The sequence below is a fragment of the Thiosocius teredinicola genome, from assembly GCF_002009425.1.
GTDB classification, from domain to species: domain Bacteria; phylum Pseudomonadota; class Gammaproteobacteria; order Chromatiales; family Chromatiaceae; genus Thiosocius; species Thiosocius teredinicola.
Genome location: NZ_CP019936.1, coordinates 549,766 through 569,410 on the forward strand (window position 1 = coordinate 549,766; position 19,645 = coordinate 569,410).

Consider the following 19,645-nt stretch of genomic DNA (forward strand, 5'->3'; position numbering starts at 1 on the left):
GGAGCTGGGCGACGGGGCCGGGAGTCACGGGCCATGTCATCGAATTTTGTCGCTCGGGGCACAGCTTATGCATCGATTTCACCGGTGAAGAGTAACTCACCTCAAGCTCATCGTTAATCGGACGACTATCCATCTAGTGTGGCCGTCAATGAACCGAATAGGCAAATTAAATAGCCACATCAAAAAAACGGGCTATGCTTGAGTTGAAGTTTGGTGCGGCGCAGCATTTCCGGCGCTGGTCGCACCATTTTTCGTTAAACCATCAAGCCGGAAACCAGGAGAAGAGAGATGTCAGTAGCAGTAACGACCCAGGGGCTCGGGGCCGGGGTCGCGTCACTTCCGCTCGACGAATACGGTTTTTTGATCGAGCGTAAGTCGTGGAACCGCGCCATCGCGCAGCAATTGGCCGACCGTAACGGTCTGGGCCAGTTGGGCACCACACAGTGGATGATCATTGATTACATTCGCGACAAGTATTTCCGCCTCGGCGCCTTGCCGCCGATGCGCAACATGTGCCGCAAGTTGGGTGTCAACCGTGACGCGGTGAAGAAGGCCTTCGGTAACTGCCGCCAGTTGTGGCAGATCGCCGGTCTGCCGAACCCGGGCGAAGAAGCGCTGACCTACATGGAGTAAGGACAGAGCGCCATTTCTTCGAACCCGAAAACTGATCGAGCATGCAACCGTTACTGAACGACCTGATCGATCAGCAGTTCAACGACGTCGGGCGGATTTGCGCTGTCGACGGCCACGTCGGCTGCCGCCAAATCGCCCGGCTGCGTCCCTGCCTGCCCGCTTTTCGAGATACGCGCGGAGATCTTCACGCGCTCGAATGACGACAGCTTCATGGCCGGCATCATCGCCATGGCGTCGGTCAGCGTCACCTCCAGCGGCAACTCAGCAACCTGATGACGTGCCACCGCCAGTGGCATCGGCGGACCTTTTTCCGCGCGCGCCAGAATGAACACGGTGTCGCCCGGTGCGGCCTTCTCGAGTAAGGCCGGTGCCAATGCGACCGCAACCTTCACCTTGGCGCCACCCACGTCTTCCGTTTGCGCGGCTTGTGGAGCGGCGGCCGGCGCCTGCGCCATGATCGGCGGTAGCGCGGCCGGCGAGGCGGGGACTTCGCCGCCCGCCTCGGCGATGATCTGCCGGAGTTCGGCCTGCATCGACGGCTCATCGGCAAGCAGCGGGTAGGCGCGTTGCCAATAGTCGAGCGCCTTCGCGTTGTCGCCCTCGGAAGCCGCTGCGTTGCCCAGCAGCCAGAGTGCCGTGATGCTCTGCGGGTCGAGTTGCAGGGCCTTTTCCAGCAGCTCCTTGGCGCGCGGCGTTACCTGCCGGCCGTTCTGCATGGTCAGGGCATCGGCCAGCGACAACAGGCCGGCGCTCTCCTCAGGCAGTAGCTCCACGACACGTTCGAACGCCATCACCGCATCCGCGTAGTTCTGCAGGCGCATGTAGGTGCGACCGAGCAGGAACCAGCCTTGCGGATCGTCCGGCTGGGCCTCCATGCGCTCGCGCAGCTTGGTGACCAACTCGTCGATCGGCGGCATGTTCTGCTCGCCGCCATGACCTCCGGCGGTTTGCGCGACCGGCGCCTGGTCGATCAGTTGCGGTGAACCGATCTTGAAATACAGCGGCACGGCAACCAGCGGAATCAGCACCGCTGCGATGGCCAGCGCGGTCGTGCCTCCTGTAGCTTGCTGGTCGGCCGACGGATTGAGCTGCGTGTTCTCCAGGTCTTCGGCCAGCGCCAGTTCGAGGTCGTGCTTGGCTTGGGCGAACTCTTCGTCCGACAGTTCACCCGCGTCTTTCTGTTTGATCAGTTCGGCCAGGTGCTCGCGCGCGATCTCAACGTTGAAGCGCTCCGTGCTGTCGCTGCCAGCCTGGTGTTTGCGCAACAGTGTACGCGCAAGGACAGCCAAGGCCGCCAGGATCATGGCGGCGGAGATAATCCAAAACAGGGTCATGGGGCTCTCTTGTCGTTATCGTCGTCAAGCAATGTCGCGGCGGTCTTGAGTGCGTCGGCGTTTACCGCGACGGCCTGCTGGGCACGGCGCTTCTGGATGGTGCGAATCAACAGCACCAGGCCGATCAGCAGGATCAGAAAGGGGCCGGCCCACAGCAGCAGGGTATTGCGGTTCAGTGGCGGTCGGTACAGCACGAACTCGCCGTAACGATCGACCATGAAATCCGCAATCTCTTTCTCGCTGTGGTCTTGTTTGACCATCTCGTAAGTCTTGCGGCGCAGGTCGACCGCCAACTCGGCGTTGGAGTCGGCGAGGTTTTGGTTCTGACAGACCAGGCAGCGCAGCTCCGCGATCAACTTGTTGTAGCGTGCCTCTTGCTCGGGGCTGTCGAAGTTATGCACCTCGACCCGCGCATGCGCGGCGAACGCCAGTGTCAGACCAAGCAGGCCGGCCAGCAAACGCTTCACGATCCGGCCTCCGACGGGTTGAACAGGGGTTTGAATTCGCTTTCCCAGATATCCGGCCGCATGGCACCGGCATGCTTCGCCCGGACCACACCATTGGCGTCAATCAGGAAGGTCTCGGGTGCGCCGTAGACGCCCCAATCGATGACCGCGTCACTGTGCGGGTCGAAACCGACCTTCAAGAAGGGATTGCCCAGGCGCGCCAGCATGGCCTTGGCCTCTTCGGCATCGTCGCGCCAGTTGATGCCGATGATCGGCACCTGCTCGTTCTTCGCCAGGTGCAGCAGGTAGTTGTGTTCTTTCCAGCATTCCGGGCACCAGGTACCCCAGACGTTGAGCAGCCACACCTTGCCGGCCATGTCGGCCGAGCGGACCTTCCCTTCCGGGGCATACAGGTCGGGCAGCTCGAACGTGGGCGCCGTGCGGCCGATGAACTGGGTGGGCACCTCGCGCGGGTTGTATTCACCCTCGTTCATCTGCTCCAACACGTACCAGAACAGGCCACCGAGACCGAGAAAGATGACCAGCGGGATAACAGCTCGATTCATGCGGTGGCCCCGGCCGCCGCACCGTCCGCTGCACGCGCTCGCTTGGCCAGCGCGCGGTAGCGTCGGTCGGTAGCCGCCAGCCCGCCGCCGATCGCCATGATCAGGCCGCCCAGCCACAGCCAGCGGACGAACGGCTTGTGGTAGATGCGCAGGCTCCAGGCACCCTTGCCGAGATCTTCACCCAGTGCGACGAACAGGTCGCGGGTAAGGCCGGGGTCGATGGCGGCCTCGGTCATCGGCATGGTCTGCACCAGGTAGATACGTTTTTCGGGGTGCATGCGGGCAACCAGTTCACCGTCTTTGCTTGCGGTGAGGTCGCCGCGATAGGCGGTGTAGTTCGGGCCCTTGGTGACCTCGACGCCGTGGAATTCGAATACGTGGCCGCCCATCTCGTAGCTTTCGCCGGGGGTCAGGCGGATATCTTTCTCGGTCGAGTACAGCGATGTCAGCGTGACACCAACGATGAAAACGGCCAGGCCGATATGACCGAGCACCATGCCCCAGAAGCCGCGCGGGATGTGGCGCAGGTTCTTATGTGGACCCAGGCGATCGCGGATGGCTACGATCGTCGATGCGGTCACCCAGATCGCCAAAACCATACCGGCCGCAGCGGCGATACTGAACGACGGCGTGAACACGAAGGGGTAGGCGATGCCGACCGCCAGCGCGACAACCAGCGGGATCCGCAGTTTCGGCCAGAGATGATTGAAGCTGTCGCGCTTCCAGCGCGCCAAGGCACCGACCCCGACAAGCGCCGCCAACGGTGCCGTCAGGGGAATGAATACGCTGTTGAAGTAGGGCGGTCCGACCGAGATCTTGCCGAGCTGCAGGGCGTCGACCAACAGCGGGTACAGCGTGCCGAGCAGAATGCTCGCCGCCGCGACCACCAGCAATACGTTGTTGACCAGTAGGCCGGTCTCGCGTGACAGCAGCTCGAAGCTGACCGAACTCTTGATGTCGTTCGCCCGAATCGCGTACAGCAGCAGCGATGAACCGACGACCGCCACCAGGAACGCCAGGATGAACACGCCGCGTTCCGGGTCGGAGGCGAACGCGTGCACCGAGGTCAGTACGCCCGAGCGCACCAGGAAGGTACCGAGCAGGCTGAGCGAGAAGGCGAAGATCGCGAGCAGCACGGTCCAGGCCTTGAACGCGCCGCGTTTCTCGGTCACCGCCAGTGAGTGCATCAGCGCGGTGCCGACCAGCCACGGCATGAACGAGGCGTTCTCGACCGGATCCCAGAACCACCAGCCGCCCCAGCCCAGCTCGTAGTAGGCCCACCAGCTGCCCAGGGTGATGCCGAGCGTCAGGCACAGCCAGGCCAGATTCGTCCACGGACGTGACCAGCGTGCCCAAGCGGCATCCAGGCGGCCGCCGAGCATCGCGGCGATGGCGAATGCAAACGGAACGGCGAATCCGACATAGCCCATGTACAGCATCGGCGGATGGATGATCAGGCCGAAGTCCTGCAGCAGCGGGTTGAGGTCGCGACCGTCCGGCGGCGGCACGGCCAGTCGATCGAACGGGTTCGACGTCATCAGCATGAACAGCAGAAAACCGACCGCGACCAGGCCGAGCACGCCCAACACGCGCGCGATCATCACCAGCGGAATACTGCGAGAGAATACGGTGACTGCGCCGGTCCACAGCGACAGGGTCAGCGCCCACAACAGCAACGAGCCCTCATGACCGCCCCACACGGCGGAAAACAGGTATTGCGTGGGCAATTGTGTATTCGAGTTCTGCGCGACATAGGCCACGCTGAAATCGTGGGTCAGAAAACTGTAGGTCAGCAGGCCGAAGGCGGCCGCCACGAACAACAGCTGCAGGCGCGCCGCGGGGATCGCGACCATCATCCAGCTGGTGGTGCCGGTTTGGGCGCCGATCAGCGGGAAAACGGCTTGGATGACTGACAGTGCGAGCGCTATGAGCAGCGCGATCTGACCGAGTTCGGGGATCACTGTACCTGGCCTCCGGGGTGGCGCTGATCCATCTTGCCGGCGGCCTCGACGGCGGCGGCGACTTCAGGCGGCATGTAGGTCTCGTCGTGCTTGGCGAGCACTTCCTCGGCGATGAAGACGTTGTCCGGTCCCATCTTGCCCTGTGCGATCACACCCTGACCTTCGGCGAACAGGTCCGGCAGGATGCCGCTGTAGGCGACGGCGACGCGTTTGGCGGTGTCGGTGACGACGAAGTTCACCGTCAGGTCGCCTTCCTCGCGTTGGACGCTGCCTGCTTCGACCAGACCGCCCAATCGAAACACGTGATCCGGCGGCACTTCGCCGGCGGCCACCTGGGTCGGTGAGAAGAAGTACGACATGTTGTCATTCAATGCCGACAGCACGAGCACAGTGGCAACACCCAGGGCGGCGAGCCCGGCGATGACGATAGCGAACCGCTTGTGTCTGGCTTTCATTGATTTACCTCTTTATCCAATCGTGCCATGCGGGCGATGCGCTTTCTGATCTGCCTCGAACGGCCGCGCAGCAGCAACGGTTCGGCGATCATCAACAGCGCGGTGACGCCGAACGAGCCCCACACGTACAGGGCGTGTTTGCCCATGTCCAGGTATTCCATCATCTCAGCGACCCTCGTTGACCAGTTCACGCACCCAGGTCGACGACCGTTCGCGCTCGAGAATAACGGTGCGCACGCGCGCCATGGCGACGGCGATGGAATAGGCCCAGAAGCCCAGTGTCATGATCAGCATTGCGGTCAGCATCGTGTCGTCCATCGTGCTTTCTTCATTCAGCTTGATGGTCGAGCCCTGGTGCAGCGTGTTCCACCATTTCACCGAGAAATAGATGATCGGCACATTGACCACGCCGACCAGCAGCAGAATTCCGCTCGCCCGGTCGGCGCGCCGCGGATCGTCGATCGCCGAACGCAACGCCATGTAACCAAGATACAAAAACAGCAGGATAAGTTCCGACGTGATGCGCGCGTCCCACACCCACCAGGTGCCCCACATGGGTTTGCCCCAGAACGAGCCGGTCCACAGCGAGAGAAACGCGAACATCGCGCCGGTCGGCGCGAGGGCCTGCGCCATCATCATCGACAGGCGGGTGTTGAACACCAGGCCCAGCGCGGCCCAGCCGGCCATGATCACGTAGATGAACATCGACATCCACGATGCCGGTACATGCACGAAGATGATGCGGTAACCCTCGCCCTGCTTGTAGTCGGTCGGGGCGACGAAGAAGCTCATGTAGAGCCCGTAGCCGATCAGCGCGATGGCAATGATCGCGGCGACCCAGGAGATCTTGCCGGCGAGCGGGTAGAAGGTCGTCGGTGACGAAAATTTGAACCAGTTGATGAGTCGGGAAGACATGATGCCTCGAAATCTTTATCTGCTCCCGGCTGACGGTCAGTGCGCTAGGTCACCGACCGGGTACTACCGGGGCCGTCTATTTTGCCCGAATTTCGTGCTCAGTCCTTGATCTGACAGGGATTGAGTGCCGAATCGGCCTGCTTGATGGCAGACGCGGCCCAGAGCCTACCGGACACACAAGACAGGCGCAAAACCCGATAGTTCGATCGCCATGCGCCCTGGCTTAGTCTTCGGCAACGCGCAATGCCGCGGTAACCGCCAATGGCGCCAGTACCAGGCTGGCGACCAGGATTGCGCCCAGCATCGACAGATGGGCCTGACCGCCCAGCCCCGACACGGTCGCCTCGACGGCACCCGCGCCGAAGATCAGCACCGGGATGTACAACGGCAGCACGAGCAGCGCGAGCAATACGCCGCCGGAGCGCAGGCCGAGCGTCAGCGCGGCGCCGATCGCGCCGATCAGGCTGAGCGTGGGCGTGCCCAGCAGCAGCGAAATGATAAGCGCTTGCAATGCTTCCCACGACAGGTCGTACTGCAGACCGAGCAGTGGTGCGATCAGCACCAGCGGTACGCCGCTGACCAGCCAGTGGGCCAGCACCTTGCCGACTACCAGCACGGAGACCGGTTGTGGCGACAGCAGCATCTGCTCGAGTGTGCCGTCGCGGTGGTCGGCCGAGAAAATCTGTTCGAGCGCCAGCATCGAGGCCAGCAAGGCGCCGACCCAGACCACGCCCGGCGCGATGAGGCGCAGCGTCTCCAACTCCGGGCCGATGCCGAGCGGAAACAGGCTGACCACGATCACGAAAAAGATCAGCGTGGTGAAGATGTCGGCGCGGCGGCGCAGCGCGATGGTCAGGTCGCGGCGGATGATCCAGAACAGGGTTTCAAGCATCGCGCTGCCCCAGCACGATGGTGCGCGTCTGCTCGCCGATCATCGCGACCTCCTGGTGGGTGGTTACGATGGCGATGCCGCCCTGCTCGACGTGCTGACGCACCACGTCCTGCAGCATCTGCACGGCCGCGACATCGAGTGCGGTGAACGGTTCGTCGAGGATCCAGATTCGTGCCTGGTTGGCGAGCAGGCGGGCCAGTGCCACGCGGCGTTTCTGGCCCTGCGACAGGTGCTTGGTCGGCAGGTCTTCGTGCCCGCGCAGGCCGATGTCGGCGAGGATCTCCCATGCCTTGTTCTCTTCGAGCGCAAAGCCATCGAGCGTCGCTGCGATACGCAGATTTTCGACCGCGCTCAGGTCGCCCTTGATGCCGTTGAGATGGCCAATGTAGAGGACATGTCGCGCGTATTCTTCACGCAGCTTGCGGATGTTCTTTCCCTGCCAGCGGATCTCACCGGCTTCGGGTAACAACAGGCCGGCGAGGGCACGCAGCAAGGTAGTTTTACCGCTGCCGTTGTGGCCCTTTAGATGCAGCAGTTCACCGCTGTGCACGTCGAAGGAGAGATCACGAAATAATGTCCTGTCGCCGCGAACACAGCATAAGGCATCGATGTGGAGCGCGGATTCGGCTTGTGCGTTTGTCATTTAAGGCGCTGGCGACGGAAACCGGGGCAGTCTACACGATCCGACGCGCGCATCGCAGAAGGCGGGGCGTTGCGAAGTCACAACGACAAAAGTATAAGGTCCATCTAGACTAAGTTGTGAAAGATAAACACATGTTTCCGCCGAGGCGGCGCTTGTGCAGGTGCGCTGGACCTAGGCTGAATAGCCGGCCCCACAATGGGCTCACAACACGTTAAGAGAGGGGAAACAGTGCTTAATAACAAGCTGACCGAGCTTCGGTCGGCAACGACCCGGTGCCCGGATTGTCCCGTTCGTAAAAAGGCCTTGTTCCAGGTCGTTTCCGACGCATACCTCGAAGACGCCGAGAAGCGACGCACCGCGCAATACAAGCTACAGGCGCGCGGACATCTGTATCACGAGAACCAGTCGGCGAGCATGGCGTTCACGCTGTTCGACGGTTGGTTGCTGCAGTACCGCAACGACTCGGACGGCAGTCGACAGGGCCTGCGCGTGGCATTGCCGGGCGACTTCGTCGGCTATGTGCCCGGTGAAGATGCCCAGTACAGCCACAGTGCCCTGGCGGTGACCGATGTGATTGCCTGCGGTTTCCGTCAGAGCGATCTGCACGAGATGATCGCGTCACACAGCGACATCGGCCATCAGATCACCAACATCCAGGCGCGCTATCTCTCGCATTGTGAAACGAACGTGTTGGGCCTCGGCCGGAAATCTGCCGAACAGCGGATCGCGCACACCTTTGCCGATCTTTATCACCGGCTCGACCTGCGCGGCGAGGTCGACCGCGAAACGCTCAGCATGCCGTTTCCGCTGACTCAGGAAATGCTCGGTGAGTTGAACGGTTTGACCCCGGTGCATACCAACCGCGTGCTGCGCAAACTGCGCCTCGAAGGCATCGTGCGCGCCGAGCGCCAAAGGGTAGAGATTCTCAATCTCGATAAGCTGATGGAATTGGGCGATTACCGCGCCTGAACCGGGGTCAGACTCCTTCGGAGTACCGTCGTTCCCTGCAAGCCGTTATACTCTGCCCCGTTTTTTATCAGGGTATGGCCTGGCGGCCGCATAAAATCCGAGGAGCGATAATCGTGTCAGCACAAAACGACACCGCCTTTTTGCGTATGTTCCTGATGGTCCTTGGGGCGCTGGTCGTCTTCACCATCATCATCCTGATCCTGGCTAACCAGATCACCGGGTCGGTCGAAGAAGAGCGTGGCCAGGATCCCCGTTTACGCGCGGTTATTCTCGAAAACATCAAGCCGGTCGGCTCGGTCAACGTCGCCTCTGCCAGCGCAGAGCCCGCAGCACCGAAAAGCGGCGCAGAGATCGTCGCATCGGCCTGTAATTCGTGCCACGGGGCCGGCGTGCTGGGCGCACCGAAGGTCGGCGACAAAGACGCCTGGGTGCAGCGCATGAACGCCGAAGGCGGCGTTGATGGCCTTCTGGCCAGCGCCATCAAAGGCAAAAACTCGATGCCTCCAAGAGGCGGTTCGACTGCGAGCGACGAAGAATTGCGCAGTGCTATCGTCACCATGCTGACCGACAGCGGTGTCGAGGTGGATGCGGCGGCATCGGCACCGGCGGCTGAATCAGCGCCGGCAGCAGACAGCGCTTCGCCCGCCGCAGCGCCTGCTGCCGCAGCGGCAGTTGCCCCGGCGATGGCCGAGGCACCGGCTGTACCGCAAGAAGCGACTGCAGCTACCCTGGCTGCCGAGGCCTCGCCGAGCGACGTCTCGAAAGGCAAAACGGTTTACGCGACCGCCTGCTTTGCCTGCCACGACACCGGTGCAGCCGGTGCGCCTAAGAAAGGCGACAAGGCAGCGTGGGCACCGCGCATCGCGCAGGGCATGGAGACACTGTTCGCCAGTTCCATCAACGGCAAGGGCGCGATGCCGCCGAAGGGTGGTCAGGTGCAGCTGCCGGATGACGACATCAAGGCAGCAGTCAGCTACATGGTCAGCGAATCGCAGTAAGCGCTACGCTCGATCTAAACAAAAGCCCGGCCTGGTGCCGGGCTTTTTTGTGGGTATCGTTCGGCGATCAGTTGCCGAGCATGGCCTTGAGATTGGCCAGGTTCGCGTTGCCGCGCGCCTTCTTCTCCTCCACGCTCATGGTCGCCCCGCGGCCTTCCCAGCGCAGATCGTCGGCCGGCAGTTCGGCCAGGAAGCGGCTCGGCTCGCAGCGGGTGAGTTCGCCGGCGCGTCGTCGACGTTCGGCGCAGGTCATGACCAAGGTGGTCTGGGCGCGCGTAATGCCGACGTAGGCCAGACGACGCTCCTCGGCGATATTGTCTTCCTCGATGCTGCTGCGATGCGGCAACAGTTCCTCTTCCATGCCCACCAGGTAGACGTGCGGGAACTCCAATCCCTTGGCGCCGTGCAGGGTCATCAATACCACGCGGTCGTCGTTGCTCTCTTCGTCCTGGCGTTCGAGGATGTCCATCAACGCGAGATGATTGACCATCTCGGCAAGCGTATCGCCACGGTTCTCGTCGGCCTGCAGCTTGGCGAGCCAGTTGATCAGTTCTTCGACATTCTCCCAGCGGCGCTCGGCGATCTTGTCGCTGTTGCTCGACTGGTTGAGCCAGTCACGGTAATCGATGTCGCTCAACAGCTGCCGCAGGGTGTCGACCGCGGGTGCGCCATCGGCGGCACGGGCCGCGGATTGCAGCCAGTCGGCAAACTCGCGCAGGCGGCTCAATGCGCGTGCCGACAGTTGGTCTTCGAGACCGAATTCGCCGATCGCGTTGAACAATGTGGTGCCGCGTGTGCCGGCATACTGTGAGAGTTTCTCCAGCGTACCGGTGCCGATCTCGCGCCGCGGTGTATTGATCACCCTGAGGAATGCGCTGTCGTCGTCCGGGTTGGCCAGCAGGCGCAGATAGGCCATGACGTCCTTGACCTCGTTGCGCGAGAAAAACGCGGTGCCGCCGCTGAGGAAGTAGGGAATGTTCTGCGTGCGCAGCGCCTTTTCGAATGGCCGCGACTGGTGGTTGCCGCGATACAGGATCGCAAAACTGCTGTAAGGCGCACCGCTGTTGAAGCGCTGATGGATGATCTCGCTGACCACCCGCTCGGCCTCGTCCTCTTCGTCTTTGCAGTTGATCACCCGCAACTCATCGCCGGGACCAAGCTCGCTCCACAGCTTTTTCTCGAACACGTGCTCATTGTTCGCGATCAGGGTGTTGGCGGCGTGCAGGATGCGGCGCATCGAGCGGTAGTTCTGCTCCAGCTTGATCACATGCAGACGCGGAAAGTCGTCACGCAGTCGTGCCAGGTTTTCCGGTCGTGCGCCGCGCCAGGCATAGATCGACTGGTCGTCGTCGCCGACCACGGTCAGTGCACCGCGCACGCCCACCAGCAGTTTGACCAGTTCGTACTGTGCGCCGTTGGTGTCCTGGTACTCGTCGACCAGCAGGTAGCGTATGCGGTTCTGCCAGCGCTCGCGCAGTTCGGCATCGTCGCGCAGCAGGCTGACCGGCAGCAGGATCAGGTCGTCGAAATCGACCGCGTTGTAAGCGCGCAGTGCGCGTTGGTACGCGCCATACAATGCAGCCTGAAAGGCTTCGATGTCGGTCGCCGCGACGGCAATCGCCTGCTCGGGATCGACCAGATCGTTCTTCCATGCCGAGATCTGCCAACGAGCGCGTTGCAGGGCGTCTTTGTCGGCGTCGTTCTTCTTCGCCAGTTCGCGCAGCAGCTGGTCGACATCCTGCTCGTCGAAGATGCTGAATCCACTGCGCAGGCCCGCGGCCTTGAGTTCGCGACGCAGAATATTCAGCCCGAGGGTGTGGAAGGTCGAGATCGTCAGGCCGCGGGCGGCGTCACTGCCCAGCAGCTTGCCGACGCGGTTCTTCATCTCGCGCGCTGCCTTGTTGGTGAAGGTGACCGCCGTGATATTGCGTGCGGCGATACCCGCTTTCTCGATCAGGTGGGCGATCTTGGCGGTGATCACGCGCGTCTTGCCCGAGCCGGCGCCGGCCAGCACCAACAGCGGCCCGTCGAGGTAGCGCACAGCCTCGCGTTGTTTCGGGTTGAGATCGTTCATCGGCGGATACAGCGTGCCTGCACGGAAACTCGGTTAGACCTCTTCGCTGAAGAGTGGCCGTTTGACGCGATACAACGCGGAGATGTCTTCGTCGCCGTAGCCGGCCTCCATCAGGCGCTCGTAGTGCACCAGGGTCATCTCCACCATCGGCAGCTGCACGCTGTCGACCGCCAGCATGCTCTGGCAGATCGTCAGGTCTTTATGGTGCAGGGCGACGCGGAACCCCGGCTCAAAGCTGCCTTGGGTCATGGTTCGGCCGCGGTGTTCGACAAACCAGTTGCCCGCCGCACCGCTGCTGACCACGTCGACCACTTTGTCCATATCCAGTTTCTGGTGCTGGCCGAACGCCAGTGCCTCGGTGACCGCCTGGTTGATGCCGGCGCACATGATCTGGTTGACCGCTTTGGTGGCCTGGCCACTGCCGACCGGCCCCATGTGCACGACCTTGCGACTGATGCTCGATAGCACCGGTTGTACCTGGTCGAGTATCGCCGCGTCACCGCCGACCATCATCACCATCGTCGCCTTCTCGGCGCCTTCCTTGCCGCCGGACACGGGGGCGTCGAGAAAGTGGATGCCATGTGCGCCAAGGCGGTCGGAGACCTCCTGGGCGGTATGGATGCTGACGGTCGAGGTGTCCATGACGACACTGCCGGCGGTCATGCATTTGCCCAGGCGGTCGATTACCTCCATCAGGTCGTTGTCGGCGGAGACCGAGGTAATCACCAGGTCGGCCTGCGACGCGGCCGATTCCAGTGAGTCGGCGACGGCAAAGCCATGCCGCGATGCGGCGTCCTCGGCGCGCTGCGCTGAGCGGTTCCAGGCGTGGCTCAGGTGGCCGGCGCGAAACAGATTGCCGGCGATGCCCGCGCCCATGGCGCCGAGCCCGATAACGGTGGCTTTCATAGTCGTCCTCGATGTCGACGGCCGGGTCGGCCGGTGGAGGTGCAAAGCACTACATCCTACCGACGTGCCGGCGGCCGGCCAAGGCACACGTTGGGCGGCTGTTCGAGCGCGTCGCACGCACCGCAGGTATGTCATAGTTAACCCGGGTGTTTGGGCTACGAAAAGGAACCGAAAACCGGCTATGAACGATGTCGTCAACTCGAGAATGAAGCGGCGCGCCACCGGCGCAAGCCTGCAGCATGAATCCTGGCGGATATTCCAGATCATGGCCGAATTCGTCGAGGGATTTGAGCGCCTGAGCGTGGTGGGCCCGTCAGTGAGTATCTTCGGCTCCTCGCGGATCGCCCCCGACAACCGCTGGTACCAACTGGCCGAGGAGATCGGGCGGCAGTTGTCCGATGCCGGTTTTTCGGTGGTCAGCGGCGGTGGGCCCGGTGTCATGGAGGGGGCCAACAAGGGGGCGCAGAGCGGCAAGTCGCCAAGCATCGGGGTCAACATCGAGTTGCCGCGCGAGCAGACGCCGAATGCCTACCAGGATATCTCGTTGCACTTCCGTCACTTCTTTGCGCGCAAGGTCATGTTCGTGAAGTACGCGTCGGCCTATGTCGTTCTGCCCGGCGGTTTCGGTACGCTCGATGAACTGGCCGAGATTCTCACCCTGGTTCAGGCGGGCAAGAGCAGGAAGATTCCGATCATCCTGGTGGGTTCGTCATTCTGGGCGGGATTGCTCGACTGGTTCCGCCACGCGATGGTGGCCCAGGGCACCATCGAGGCATCCGACCTCGATCTGATGATCGTGTGCGACGAGCCGGAGGCCATCGTCAAGGCGATCTTCGCTCACTACGAATCACGCAGCCTGGAACCGTCCGCGGCGGAGCAAGAGATACTGCTCGAACTTTGATTGGACTCGGCACGGTTGGCGTGCGTTGCCGAAAGGGCGTGCGCAGCCTTTGGCGTCGCGGCACAATCCGGGTTCCGGCGAACTGGAACTCGTTTCACTGCACCAAATCGTGTCAAACTGAATACGGATGAAGAGTCACTTGGTAGAAACTGGAGTGGGGCGCTTGCTGCACAGAAAAACAATCGGGAAACACTGGCTGTCCGTACTGGCCGCAATGCTGCTTGCCGGTGGTGTTTGGGCTGCCGATGAAGGTGAATCGCAAGAGGTCATCGATGCACCGCCGCCCCCGCCGCCGTTGCAGGACGGCGAACCGCTCGAACCCGAGGTAACGATTCGCCGCACCGACAAGGAAACGATCTACGAGTATCGGCGCAACGGTCAGTTGGTGTTGGTGCGCGTCAAGCCGGTCGTCGGTCCGCCCTACCACTTTGTCGATCTCGATGGCGACGGCGAACTCGAGTATCGCCCCGGCGAACCGGTGCGCGACAACGTCAACCAGTGGATCCTGTTTCAGTGGTGACGCGTCAACCGACCTGACGCAGTTTCGCCAGCAGGCACTGTAGCGCCTGGCCGCGGTGACTCATGCTGTTCTTGCGCTCCGCCGCGAGTTCGGCCGCGCTGCAACCTTCACCCGGCACATAGAATAGCGGGTCGTAGCCGAACCCGGCCTCACCTTGCGGCGCGTTCAGGATACGGCCTTCCCAGGTGCCCTGACAGATCAGCGGCGTGGGATCGTCGGCATGGCGCAGGAAGACCAGCAGGCATTGGAAACGCGCCGTGCGTTGCGCCTCATCGACGCCGTCGAGTGCCTCCAGCAATTTGCGATTGTTCGCATCGCTCCCGCCATGTTCGCCGGCATAGCGTGCCGAGTAGATGCCGGGTGCGCCGTTGAGGTAGTCGACCTCGAGACCGGAGTCGTCGGCAATCGCCGGCAGGCCGGTGTGTGCCGCGGCATTGCGTGCCTTGAGGATCGCATTCTCGACGAATGACAGGCCGGTTTCGTCGGCATCGGGTATGCCGAAATCCGACTGCGGCACGACCAGGATCGATTGATCGGCCAACAGTTCGCTGAATTCCTTGACCTTGCCCTTGTTGCTGCTCGCCAGCACCACGCGCTGAGACATGCGTCCGCTCCGCATCGTTGGATTTGAAGTTGGGGTTTGCAGCACGCGGCATTATCGCCGCGCACCGGGCAGAGGTTATCAGTCTTCGAGCACTTTGTTCTGTGCTTCGATGATCTGCTGGATGCCCTGGTTGGCCAGATCGATCATCGCCGCCATCTCGTCGCTGCTGAAGGGCGCACCTTCGGCGGTGCCCTGCACCTCGATGAAATGCCCCTGATCGTTCATGACGACATTCATGTCGGTCTCGGCGCTGGCGTCCTCGGCGTAGTCGAGGTCGAGTACCGGGGTGCCGCCGTAGATGCCGACCGACACCGAGGCAACATTGCCGATCACCGGGTCGACTTCGAGCTCGCCATCGACGCGCAGCTTGCGCAGCGCCATGTTCAACGCGACGAAGGCGCCGGAGATCGATGCGGTACGGGTGCCACCATCGGCCTGGATCACGTCGCAGTCGAGCGTGACGGTGCGCGGCCCGAGCTTGCCGAGGTCGACCGACGCGCGCAGTGCGCGGCCGATCAGGCGTTGGATTTCCATGGTGCGCCCGCCCTGGCCGCCACGGGCGGCCTCGCGGCCCATGCGGCTGTGGGTCGAACGCGGCAGCATGCCGTATTCGGCAGTCACCCAGCCCTGGTTCTCGTCTTTGAGCCAGCGCGGCTGGCGGTTCTCAACACTCGCGGTACAGATCACCTTGGTGTTGCCGAAGGCAACCAGCACCGAGCCTTCCGCATGCATCGTGAAGTTGGGTGTGAATGAAACCGGCCGCATCTGATCGGGCTGACGTCCACTGGGTCGCATGGCTTTTCCTTAATGTATGAGATTGGGTGTCGCGATCGGGGTGGCGATATCAGGAACTCGACTGCGTCGCCTGCGGCGGCGCGTCGTCGGTTTCGGCATCGGCCTGCGCCTCGTCCACCTGGGTGCGGAAACCGCGCCAGCGCAGGGCTACAGCCGATACATTGTCGCTGCGCGGCGCCTTGACGGCCTCGCCAACGATGCCGTTCAGGCCATCCGCCAGGGTCACCGACGAATCGCTGACCGACTGCACCAGCGCCTGGGTGGATACCTGTCCCCACAAGCCGTCGGAACACAGAAGGATTGTATCGCCGGGCTGCAACGGGGTCGGGATGCCGTAGGTCGTGGTCGGTGGCTGCGGCACGCCGCCGAGGCAGCGTGTCAGGCTCGAACGCGGTCGCGAGGTCTCGCTGGCGCTCTGGCGCACGAAGCGGATCAAGGCGTGATCGCGCGTCTGGGCGTGGATCTGTTGGTCGCGCAGCAGGTAGAGGCGGCTGTCGCCGACATGCGCCCAATGTGCGACGCCACGCTGGATCACGGCGATCACCGCAGTGGTGCGCGGTGCGATCTGCGGGTTCTGGCGACGCCCGAAACGTACGATCGCGTGATGCGCCTTGCCGATCACCTGCAGGATGAACTGCTCCGGATCGGCCAGTGGTACCGGTACCTGGCGGAACATCGATTCACAGACGTCGACCAGCAGCTGCGCGGCGACTTCACCGCGTGGATGGCCGCCCAGGCCGTCGGCCAGGCACAGCACGACGGTGTCGCCCGTATACAAGACGACACAACGATCCTGGTTACCGCTGCGGTCTCCGACAACGGATGCTTTGGCCAGGTCAAATGGTTTTTCTGGTACGTTCATCCGGCTTTCTGCTTCGTACTAGAAGTGGCTTTCGGTATAGGTGTGCGGCCGAGAAGCGCATCTCTGAAGTCTGCCGCGGTGCGACAGCGTTCGTCCGGGTTGAGCCGCATGGCCCAATCGATCGCTTCGAGGATCTCGCGCGGGTAGCGTTCGCCGAAGATCTCGAAGGCCGGAATCAGCGTATCGTTGGCGTGGCGCTCGACCGCGGTGGGTGGCGGTTTGCCCTCGATACAGGCGCGCATCGTGGCGCCGATGGCGTAGACGTCGGTCCACGGGCCGACCTGCGCGGCGGCGTAATATTGCTCGATCGGCGAAAAGCCGGGAGTGACCACCTGGGCCTTCTTCTGGCCGACATCATCGAGGTGATAGGCGGCGCCGAAATCCAGCAGCAGCGGGTTGCCGCCCGGGCGCAGGTGGATATTGCTCGGCTTGATGTCGAGGTGCAGGTGGTTGCGGCTGTGAATCAGCTCGAGCGCGTCGAGCAGCGGCGGGAACACCGTCATCAGAAAGTTGGTGCTCAAGCCGCCTTGGCGCTTCTTGATGTAGCGGCCGAGGTTCTTGCCCGGCTCGTAGTTCATGACCAGGTAGGCGGTGTTGTTCGCCAAGAAACAGTTGCGTACGTGAACGATGTTCGGGTGCCGCATGTCGGCGAGTACGCGCGCTTCCTGGTAGAACAGGCGGCGTCCGCGCTGGAAGCTTTCGTGCTTTTCCTCTTTGGCGACGCTGACCTGCATACCGGTGTTGCGCACGCCGAAGCGCTTGGGCAGATACTCCTTGATCGCGACTTCGTCGTGGTTGTCCTCGTCTTCGGCGAGGTAGATCAGACTGAACCCCCCACTGCCGATCAGCTTAGTGATGCGGTAACAGTCGAGCACGGTGCCGATCGGGAGACTGTCACGTGGGCGAGGGGACATGCTACGAAATGGATATCTGTGCGTTGCTAAGCGTTGGCCCGTATCATACACCCATTGCCCGGCATCGATGGGATGTCGCCGCAGGACCTGAGGTAAGCATGATTCGAAGCATGACGGCGTTTGCGCGCCAACAAGGACACGATGAGAACGGTGAACTCACGTGGGAGATTCGTTCCGTCAACCATCGGTTCCTGGAGGCCACGGTCAGGTTGCCCGAAGAACTGCGCGGCATCGAGCCGGCCGTACGTGAGCGCGTAACCGCCCGACTGGGCCGCGGTAAGGTCGAATGTAATCTACGTTTCAAGCCTGCCTCCAAAGGTGCAGTCGAGCTGCAGATTAATGAGCGGCTGGTTGACCAAATTCTTGCGGCCGCCGACAAAATGGCGCATCGCCTGCACAGCTCGCACCACCCCAGCATCATGGATGTTTTGCGCTGGCCGGGGGTGATGGAGAGCGGCGAACAGGACTTCACACCCATCCAGGAGGCCGCCATGACGCAGTTCGAGCTGGCCCTGGATAGCTTGGTCGAGGCACGCGAGCGCGAAGGCGCGCGCTTGGCGGATTTAATTTCCCAACGCCTCAAATCGATGGGCGAACAGGTGAAGATCGCCCGTGAACGCATGCCGCAGGTCATCGCCGCGGTGCGCGACCGCCTGAAGAACCGGCTCGCCGAAGTGGCTGAGAATCTCGACCAAGAGCGCCTGGAGCAGGAAATGGCCCTGCTGGCGCAGCGGCTCGATGTCGACGAGGAGATGGACCGGCTGCGCACCCATCTGGACGAGGTCAAGCGGGTGCTCAAGCAAAACGAGCCCGTCGGCCGCCGGCTCGACTTCCTGATGCAGGAACTCAACCGCGAGGCCAATACCCTTGGTTCGAAGTCGGCCGACAGCGAGACCACCGCGGTGTCGGTCGAGATGAAGGTGCTTATCGAGCAGATGCGCGAGCAAGTGCAGAACATCGAGTAGCACGGTCGGTGGCGGACACCAGCGAAAACGCTCGCCGGCACGACCTGTTCCGGTTTCATTTTCCTGCAATCTGCCGGCACGATCATTCGGCGACGAATCTTGCCGATGGTACCGTGTGTCCGCGCCGAACTTTGCTCCGAACTCACAGCGACTGACGGTCGTTCAACTGCTGCCGGCCCTGGATGCCGGGGGGGTCGAGCGGGGCACGCTCGAAGTTGCCGCGGCGCTGGTAGAGCGTAATCACCGATCGATCGTGATCTCGCGCGGCGGCCGCCTGCTTAAGCCGCTGCTCGATCAGGGTAGCGAGCACATCACCTTGCCGGTCGGCGAAAAGTCGTTGCGCAGCCTGTTGTGCCGACGCCGGCTGCGCGAACTGTTCACGGCTGAATCCGTCCAGGTGGTGCATGCGCGCTCGCGCTTGCCTGCGTGGCTGGCCTATTCGGCATTACGCCCCATGTCGGCGGCCGTGCGCCCGAGCTTCGTCACCACGATTCACGGCTTCTACTCGGTCAACCGCTACAGCGCGATCATGACCCGCGGCGACCAGGTCACGGCGGTGTCGGAGAGCGCCAAACGGTATGTCGAGCAGAACTACCCGGGTGCGGATGCCGCTGCGATCGAGGTGATTCAGCGTGGCGTCGATACCGGCCTGTACCGGCCCGGCGTGGTGCCTCCGGCCGGCTGGCTGGCGGACTGGTTTGCGAGTTTCCCCCAACTGCGCGGCAAGCAGGTCATTACCCTGCCCGGGAGGATCACCCGGCTCAAGGGGCACCGGGCCTTCATCCGCGTGATCGCCCGCCTGCGTCGGCAGGGAAAGGATGTCGCCGGCTTGATCGTCGGCGGCGAGGACCCGCGAAGACGCGGATACGCCGAAGCACTGCGTGCCACTGTCGCCGAGCAACAGCTCGGGCAACACGTGCTGTTCACCGAGAATCGCGACGACCTGCGCTATGTGCTGGCGATGTCGGACGTTGTCTTGTCGCTGTCGGAGAAACCGGAGGCCTTCGGTCGAACCGTACTCGAGGCGCTCAGCCTCGGCATTCCGGTGGTTGGCTACGCCCATGGCGGGGTTGCCGAGGTGCTGGCGCAGATGTTTCCGGCCGGCGGGGTCGGTGTGGGCGACGAAGCGGCGGTGGCCGAGAAGATCGCCTGGGTGCTGCGCGAGCGCCCGCAGCCGGTCGCCGAGAACCCTTTCAAGCTCTCGACATCGCTCAGTCGGGAGATTGCGATGTATGAACGGCTGCACGCGAGGCATACAACCCAGGCCTCGGCAGCGGCTTGAAGTGCGACGC

General features: G+C 62.7%; 22 protein-coding genes. 7 read left to right on the forward strand and 15 right to left on the reverse strand.

Going from position 1 to position 19,645, the window contains the following annotated elements; translation table 11 throughout:
• Window positions 1–288 precede the first annotated feature (288 nt).
• Window positions 289–633 carry a TusE/DsrC/DsvC family sulfur relay protein gene (locus tag B1781_RS02590; protein WP_078118185.1) on the forward strand — a complete coding sequence of 115 codons (345 nt, stop codon included), beginning with the start codon at window positions 289–291 and terminating at the stop codon, window positions 631–633.
• Window positions 634–683: 50 nt separating this feature from the next.
• On the opposite strand, the gene ccmI is transcribed toward B1781_RS02590, so the two are convergent.
• From ccmI to ccmA, 9 genes are all read right to left on the reverse strand, one after another.
• Window positions 684–1,967: a c-type cytochrome biogenesis protein CcmI gene (ccmI, locus tag B1781_RS02595; protein WP_078118186.1), complete on the reverse strand. Its 1,284-nt coding sequence runs from the start codon at window positions 1,965–1,967 to the stop codon at window positions 684–686.
• Entirely contained in the window at window positions 1,964–2,434 is a 471-nt protein-coding gene (locus B1781_RS02600) for a cytochrome c-type biogenesis protein (protein WP_078118187.1), read from the reverse strand. The genes ccmI and B1781_RS02600 overlap by 4 nt, the downstream gene beginning before the upstream one ends.
• Window positions 2,431–2,979, reverse strand: coding sequence for a DsbE family thiol:disulfide interchange protein (locus B1781_RS02605; protein WP_078118188.1), 549 nt, complete (start codon window positions 2,977–2,979; stop codon window positions 2,431–2,433). Before B1781_RS02605 ends, B1781_RS02600 begins: the two co-directional genes overlap by 4 nt.
• A complete protein-coding gene (locus tag B1781_RS02610; protein ID WP_078118189.1) occupies window positions 2,976–4,940 on the reverse strand; it encodes a heme lyase CcmF/NrfE family subunit in 1,965 nt (654 codons plus the stop codon). The genes B1781_RS02605 and B1781_RS02610 overlap by 4 nt, the downstream gene beginning before the upstream one ends.
• Window positions 4,937–5,395 carry a cytochrome c maturation protein CcmE gene (ccmE, locus tag B1781_RS02615; RefSeq protein ID WP_078118190.1) on the reverse strand — a complete coding sequence of 153 codons (459 nt, stop codon included), beginning with the start codon at window positions 5,393–5,395 and terminating at the stop codon, window positions 4,937–4,939. The genes B1781_RS02610 and ccmE overlap by 4 nt, the downstream gene beginning before the upstream one ends.
• On the reverse strand, window positions 5,392–5,559 hold the full coding sequence (ccmD, locus tag B1781_RS02620) for a heme exporter protein CcmD (RefSeq protein WP_078118191.1): 168 nt from the start codon (window positions 5,557–5,559) through the stop codon (window positions 5,392–5,394). The genes ccmE and ccmD overlap by 4 nt, the downstream gene beginning before the upstream one ends.
• 1 nt (window position 5,560) lies before the next feature.
• Complete coding sequence (locus B1781_RS02625; protein ID WP_078118192.1) at window positions 5,561–6,310, reverse strand: heme ABC transporter permease; 750 nt, start codon at window positions 6,308–6,310, stop codon at window positions 5,561–5,563.
• Between the two features lie 223 nt (window positions 6,311–6,533).
• Window positions 6,534–7,202 carry a heme exporter protein CcmB gene (gene ccmB, locus B1781_RS02630; protein ID WP_078118193.1) on the reverse strand — a complete coding sequence of 223 codons (669 nt, stop codon included), beginning with the start codon at window positions 7,200–7,202 and terminating at the stop codon, window positions 6,534–6,536.
• Window positions 7,195–7,845, reverse strand: coding sequence for a cytochrome c biogenesis heme-transporting ATPase CcmA (gene ccmA, locus B1781_RS02635; protein WP_078118194.1), 651 nt, complete (start codon window positions 7,843–7,845; stop codon window positions 7,195–7,197). The genes ccmB and ccmA overlap by 8 nt, the downstream gene beginning before the upstream one ends.
• Before the next feature lie 228 nt (window positions 7,846–8,073).
• On the opposite strand from ccmA, the gene B1781_RS02640 reads away from it, so the two are divergent.
• Window positions 8,074–8,814, forward strand: coding sequence for a Crp/Fnr family transcriptional regulator (locus B1781_RS02640; RefSeq protein WP_164513225.1), 741 nt, complete (start codon window positions 8,074–8,076; stop codon window positions 8,812–8,814).
• Between the two features lie 113 nt (window positions 8,815–8,927).
• On the forward strand, window positions 8,928–9,812 hold the full coding sequence (locus B1781_RS02645) for a c-type cytochrome (RefSeq protein ID WP_164513226.1): 885 nt from the start codon (window positions 8,928–8,930) through the stop codon (window positions 9,810–9,812).
• Window positions 9,813–9,879: 67 nt separating this feature from the next.
• Here the strand turns inward: B1781_RS02645 and rep are convergent, their stop codons facing one another.
• Window positions 9,880–11,886 (reverse strand): DNA helicase Rep, encoded by a 2,007-nt coding sequence (rep, locus tag B1781_RS02650; RefSeq protein WP_078118197.1) that lies wholly within the window; start codon window positions 11,884–11,886, stop codon window positions 9,880–9,882.
• A gap of 33 nt (window positions 11,887–11,919) precedes the next feature.
• Window positions 11,920–12,792: an NAD(P)-dependent oxidoreductase gene (locus B1781_RS02655; RefSeq protein ID WP_078118198.1), complete on the reverse strand. Its 873-nt coding sequence runs from the start codon at window positions 12,790–12,792 to the stop codon at window positions 11,920–11,922.
• Between the two features lie 181 nt (window positions 12,793–12,973).
• Between B1781_RS02655 and B1781_RS02660 the strand changes: the two genes are divergently transcribed.
• Complete coding sequence (locus tag B1781_RS02660; RefSeq protein ID WP_078118199.1) at window positions 12,974–13,693, forward strand: TIGR00730 family Rossman fold protein; 720 nt, start codon at window positions 12,974–12,976, stop codon at window positions 13,691–13,693.
• A 163-nt stretch (window positions 13,694–13,856) separates the two neighbouring features.
• Window positions 13,857–14,213 (forward strand): DUF2782 domain-containing protein, encoded by a 357-nt coding sequence (locus B1781_RS02665; protein WP_164513227.1) that lies wholly within the window; start codon window positions 13,857–13,859, stop codon window positions 14,211–14,213.
• Between the two features lie 4 nt (window positions 14,214–14,217).
• Here B1781_RS02665 and rdgB read toward each other — a convergent pair whose 3' ends face one another.
• The 4 genes from rdgB to B1781_RS02685 all read right to left on the reverse strand — a co-directional run bounded on the left by rdgB (window position 14,218) and on the right by B1781_RS02685 (window position 17,388).
• Window positions 14,218–14,817, reverse strand: coding sequence for an RdgB/HAM1 family non-canonical purine NTP pyrophosphatase (gene rdgB, locus B1781_RS02670; protein ID WP_078118201.1), 600 nt, complete (start codon window positions 14,815–14,817; stop codon window positions 14,218–14,220).
• 78 nt (window positions 14,818–14,895) lie between these two features.
• Window positions 14,896–15,612 carry a ribonuclease PH gene (gene rph / locus B1781_RS02675; protein WP_078118202.1) on the reverse strand — a complete coding sequence of 239 codons (717 nt, stop codon included), beginning with the start codon at window positions 15,610–15,612 and terminating at the stop codon, window positions 14,896–14,898.
• Window positions 15,613–15,661: 49 nt separating this feature from the next.
• The gene (locus tag B1781_RS02680; RefSeq protein WP_078118203.1) at window positions 15,662–16,474 is read right to left on the reverse strand and encodes a PP2C family protein-serine/threonine phosphatase; all 813 of its coding nucleotides are present in this window, start codon (window positions 16,472–16,474) and stop codon (window positions 15,662–15,664) included.
• Entirely contained in the window at window positions 16,471–17,388 is a 918-nt protein-coding gene (locus B1781_RS02685; RefSeq protein ID WP_078118204.1) for a serine/threonine protein kinase, read from the reverse strand. The genes B1781_RS02680 and B1781_RS02685 overlap by 4 nt, the downstream gene beginning before the upstream one ends.
• Window positions 17,389–17,486: 98 nt before the next feature.
• On the opposite strand from B1781_RS02685, the gene B1781_RS02690 reads away from it, so the two are divergent.
• Complete coding sequence (locus B1781_RS02690; protein ID WP_078118205.1) at window positions 17,487–18,353, forward strand: YicC/YloC family endoribonuclease; 867 nt, start codon at window positions 17,487–17,489, stop codon at window positions 18,351–18,353.
• A 115-nt stretch (window positions 18,354–18,468) separates the two neighbouring features.
• Window positions 18,469–19,635: a glycosyltransferase gene (locus tag B1781_RS02695; protein WP_078118206.1), complete on the forward strand. Its 1,167-nt coding sequence runs from the start codon at window positions 18,469–18,471 to the stop codon at window positions 19,633–19,635.
• Window positions 19,636–19,645: the final 10 nt, after the last annotated feature.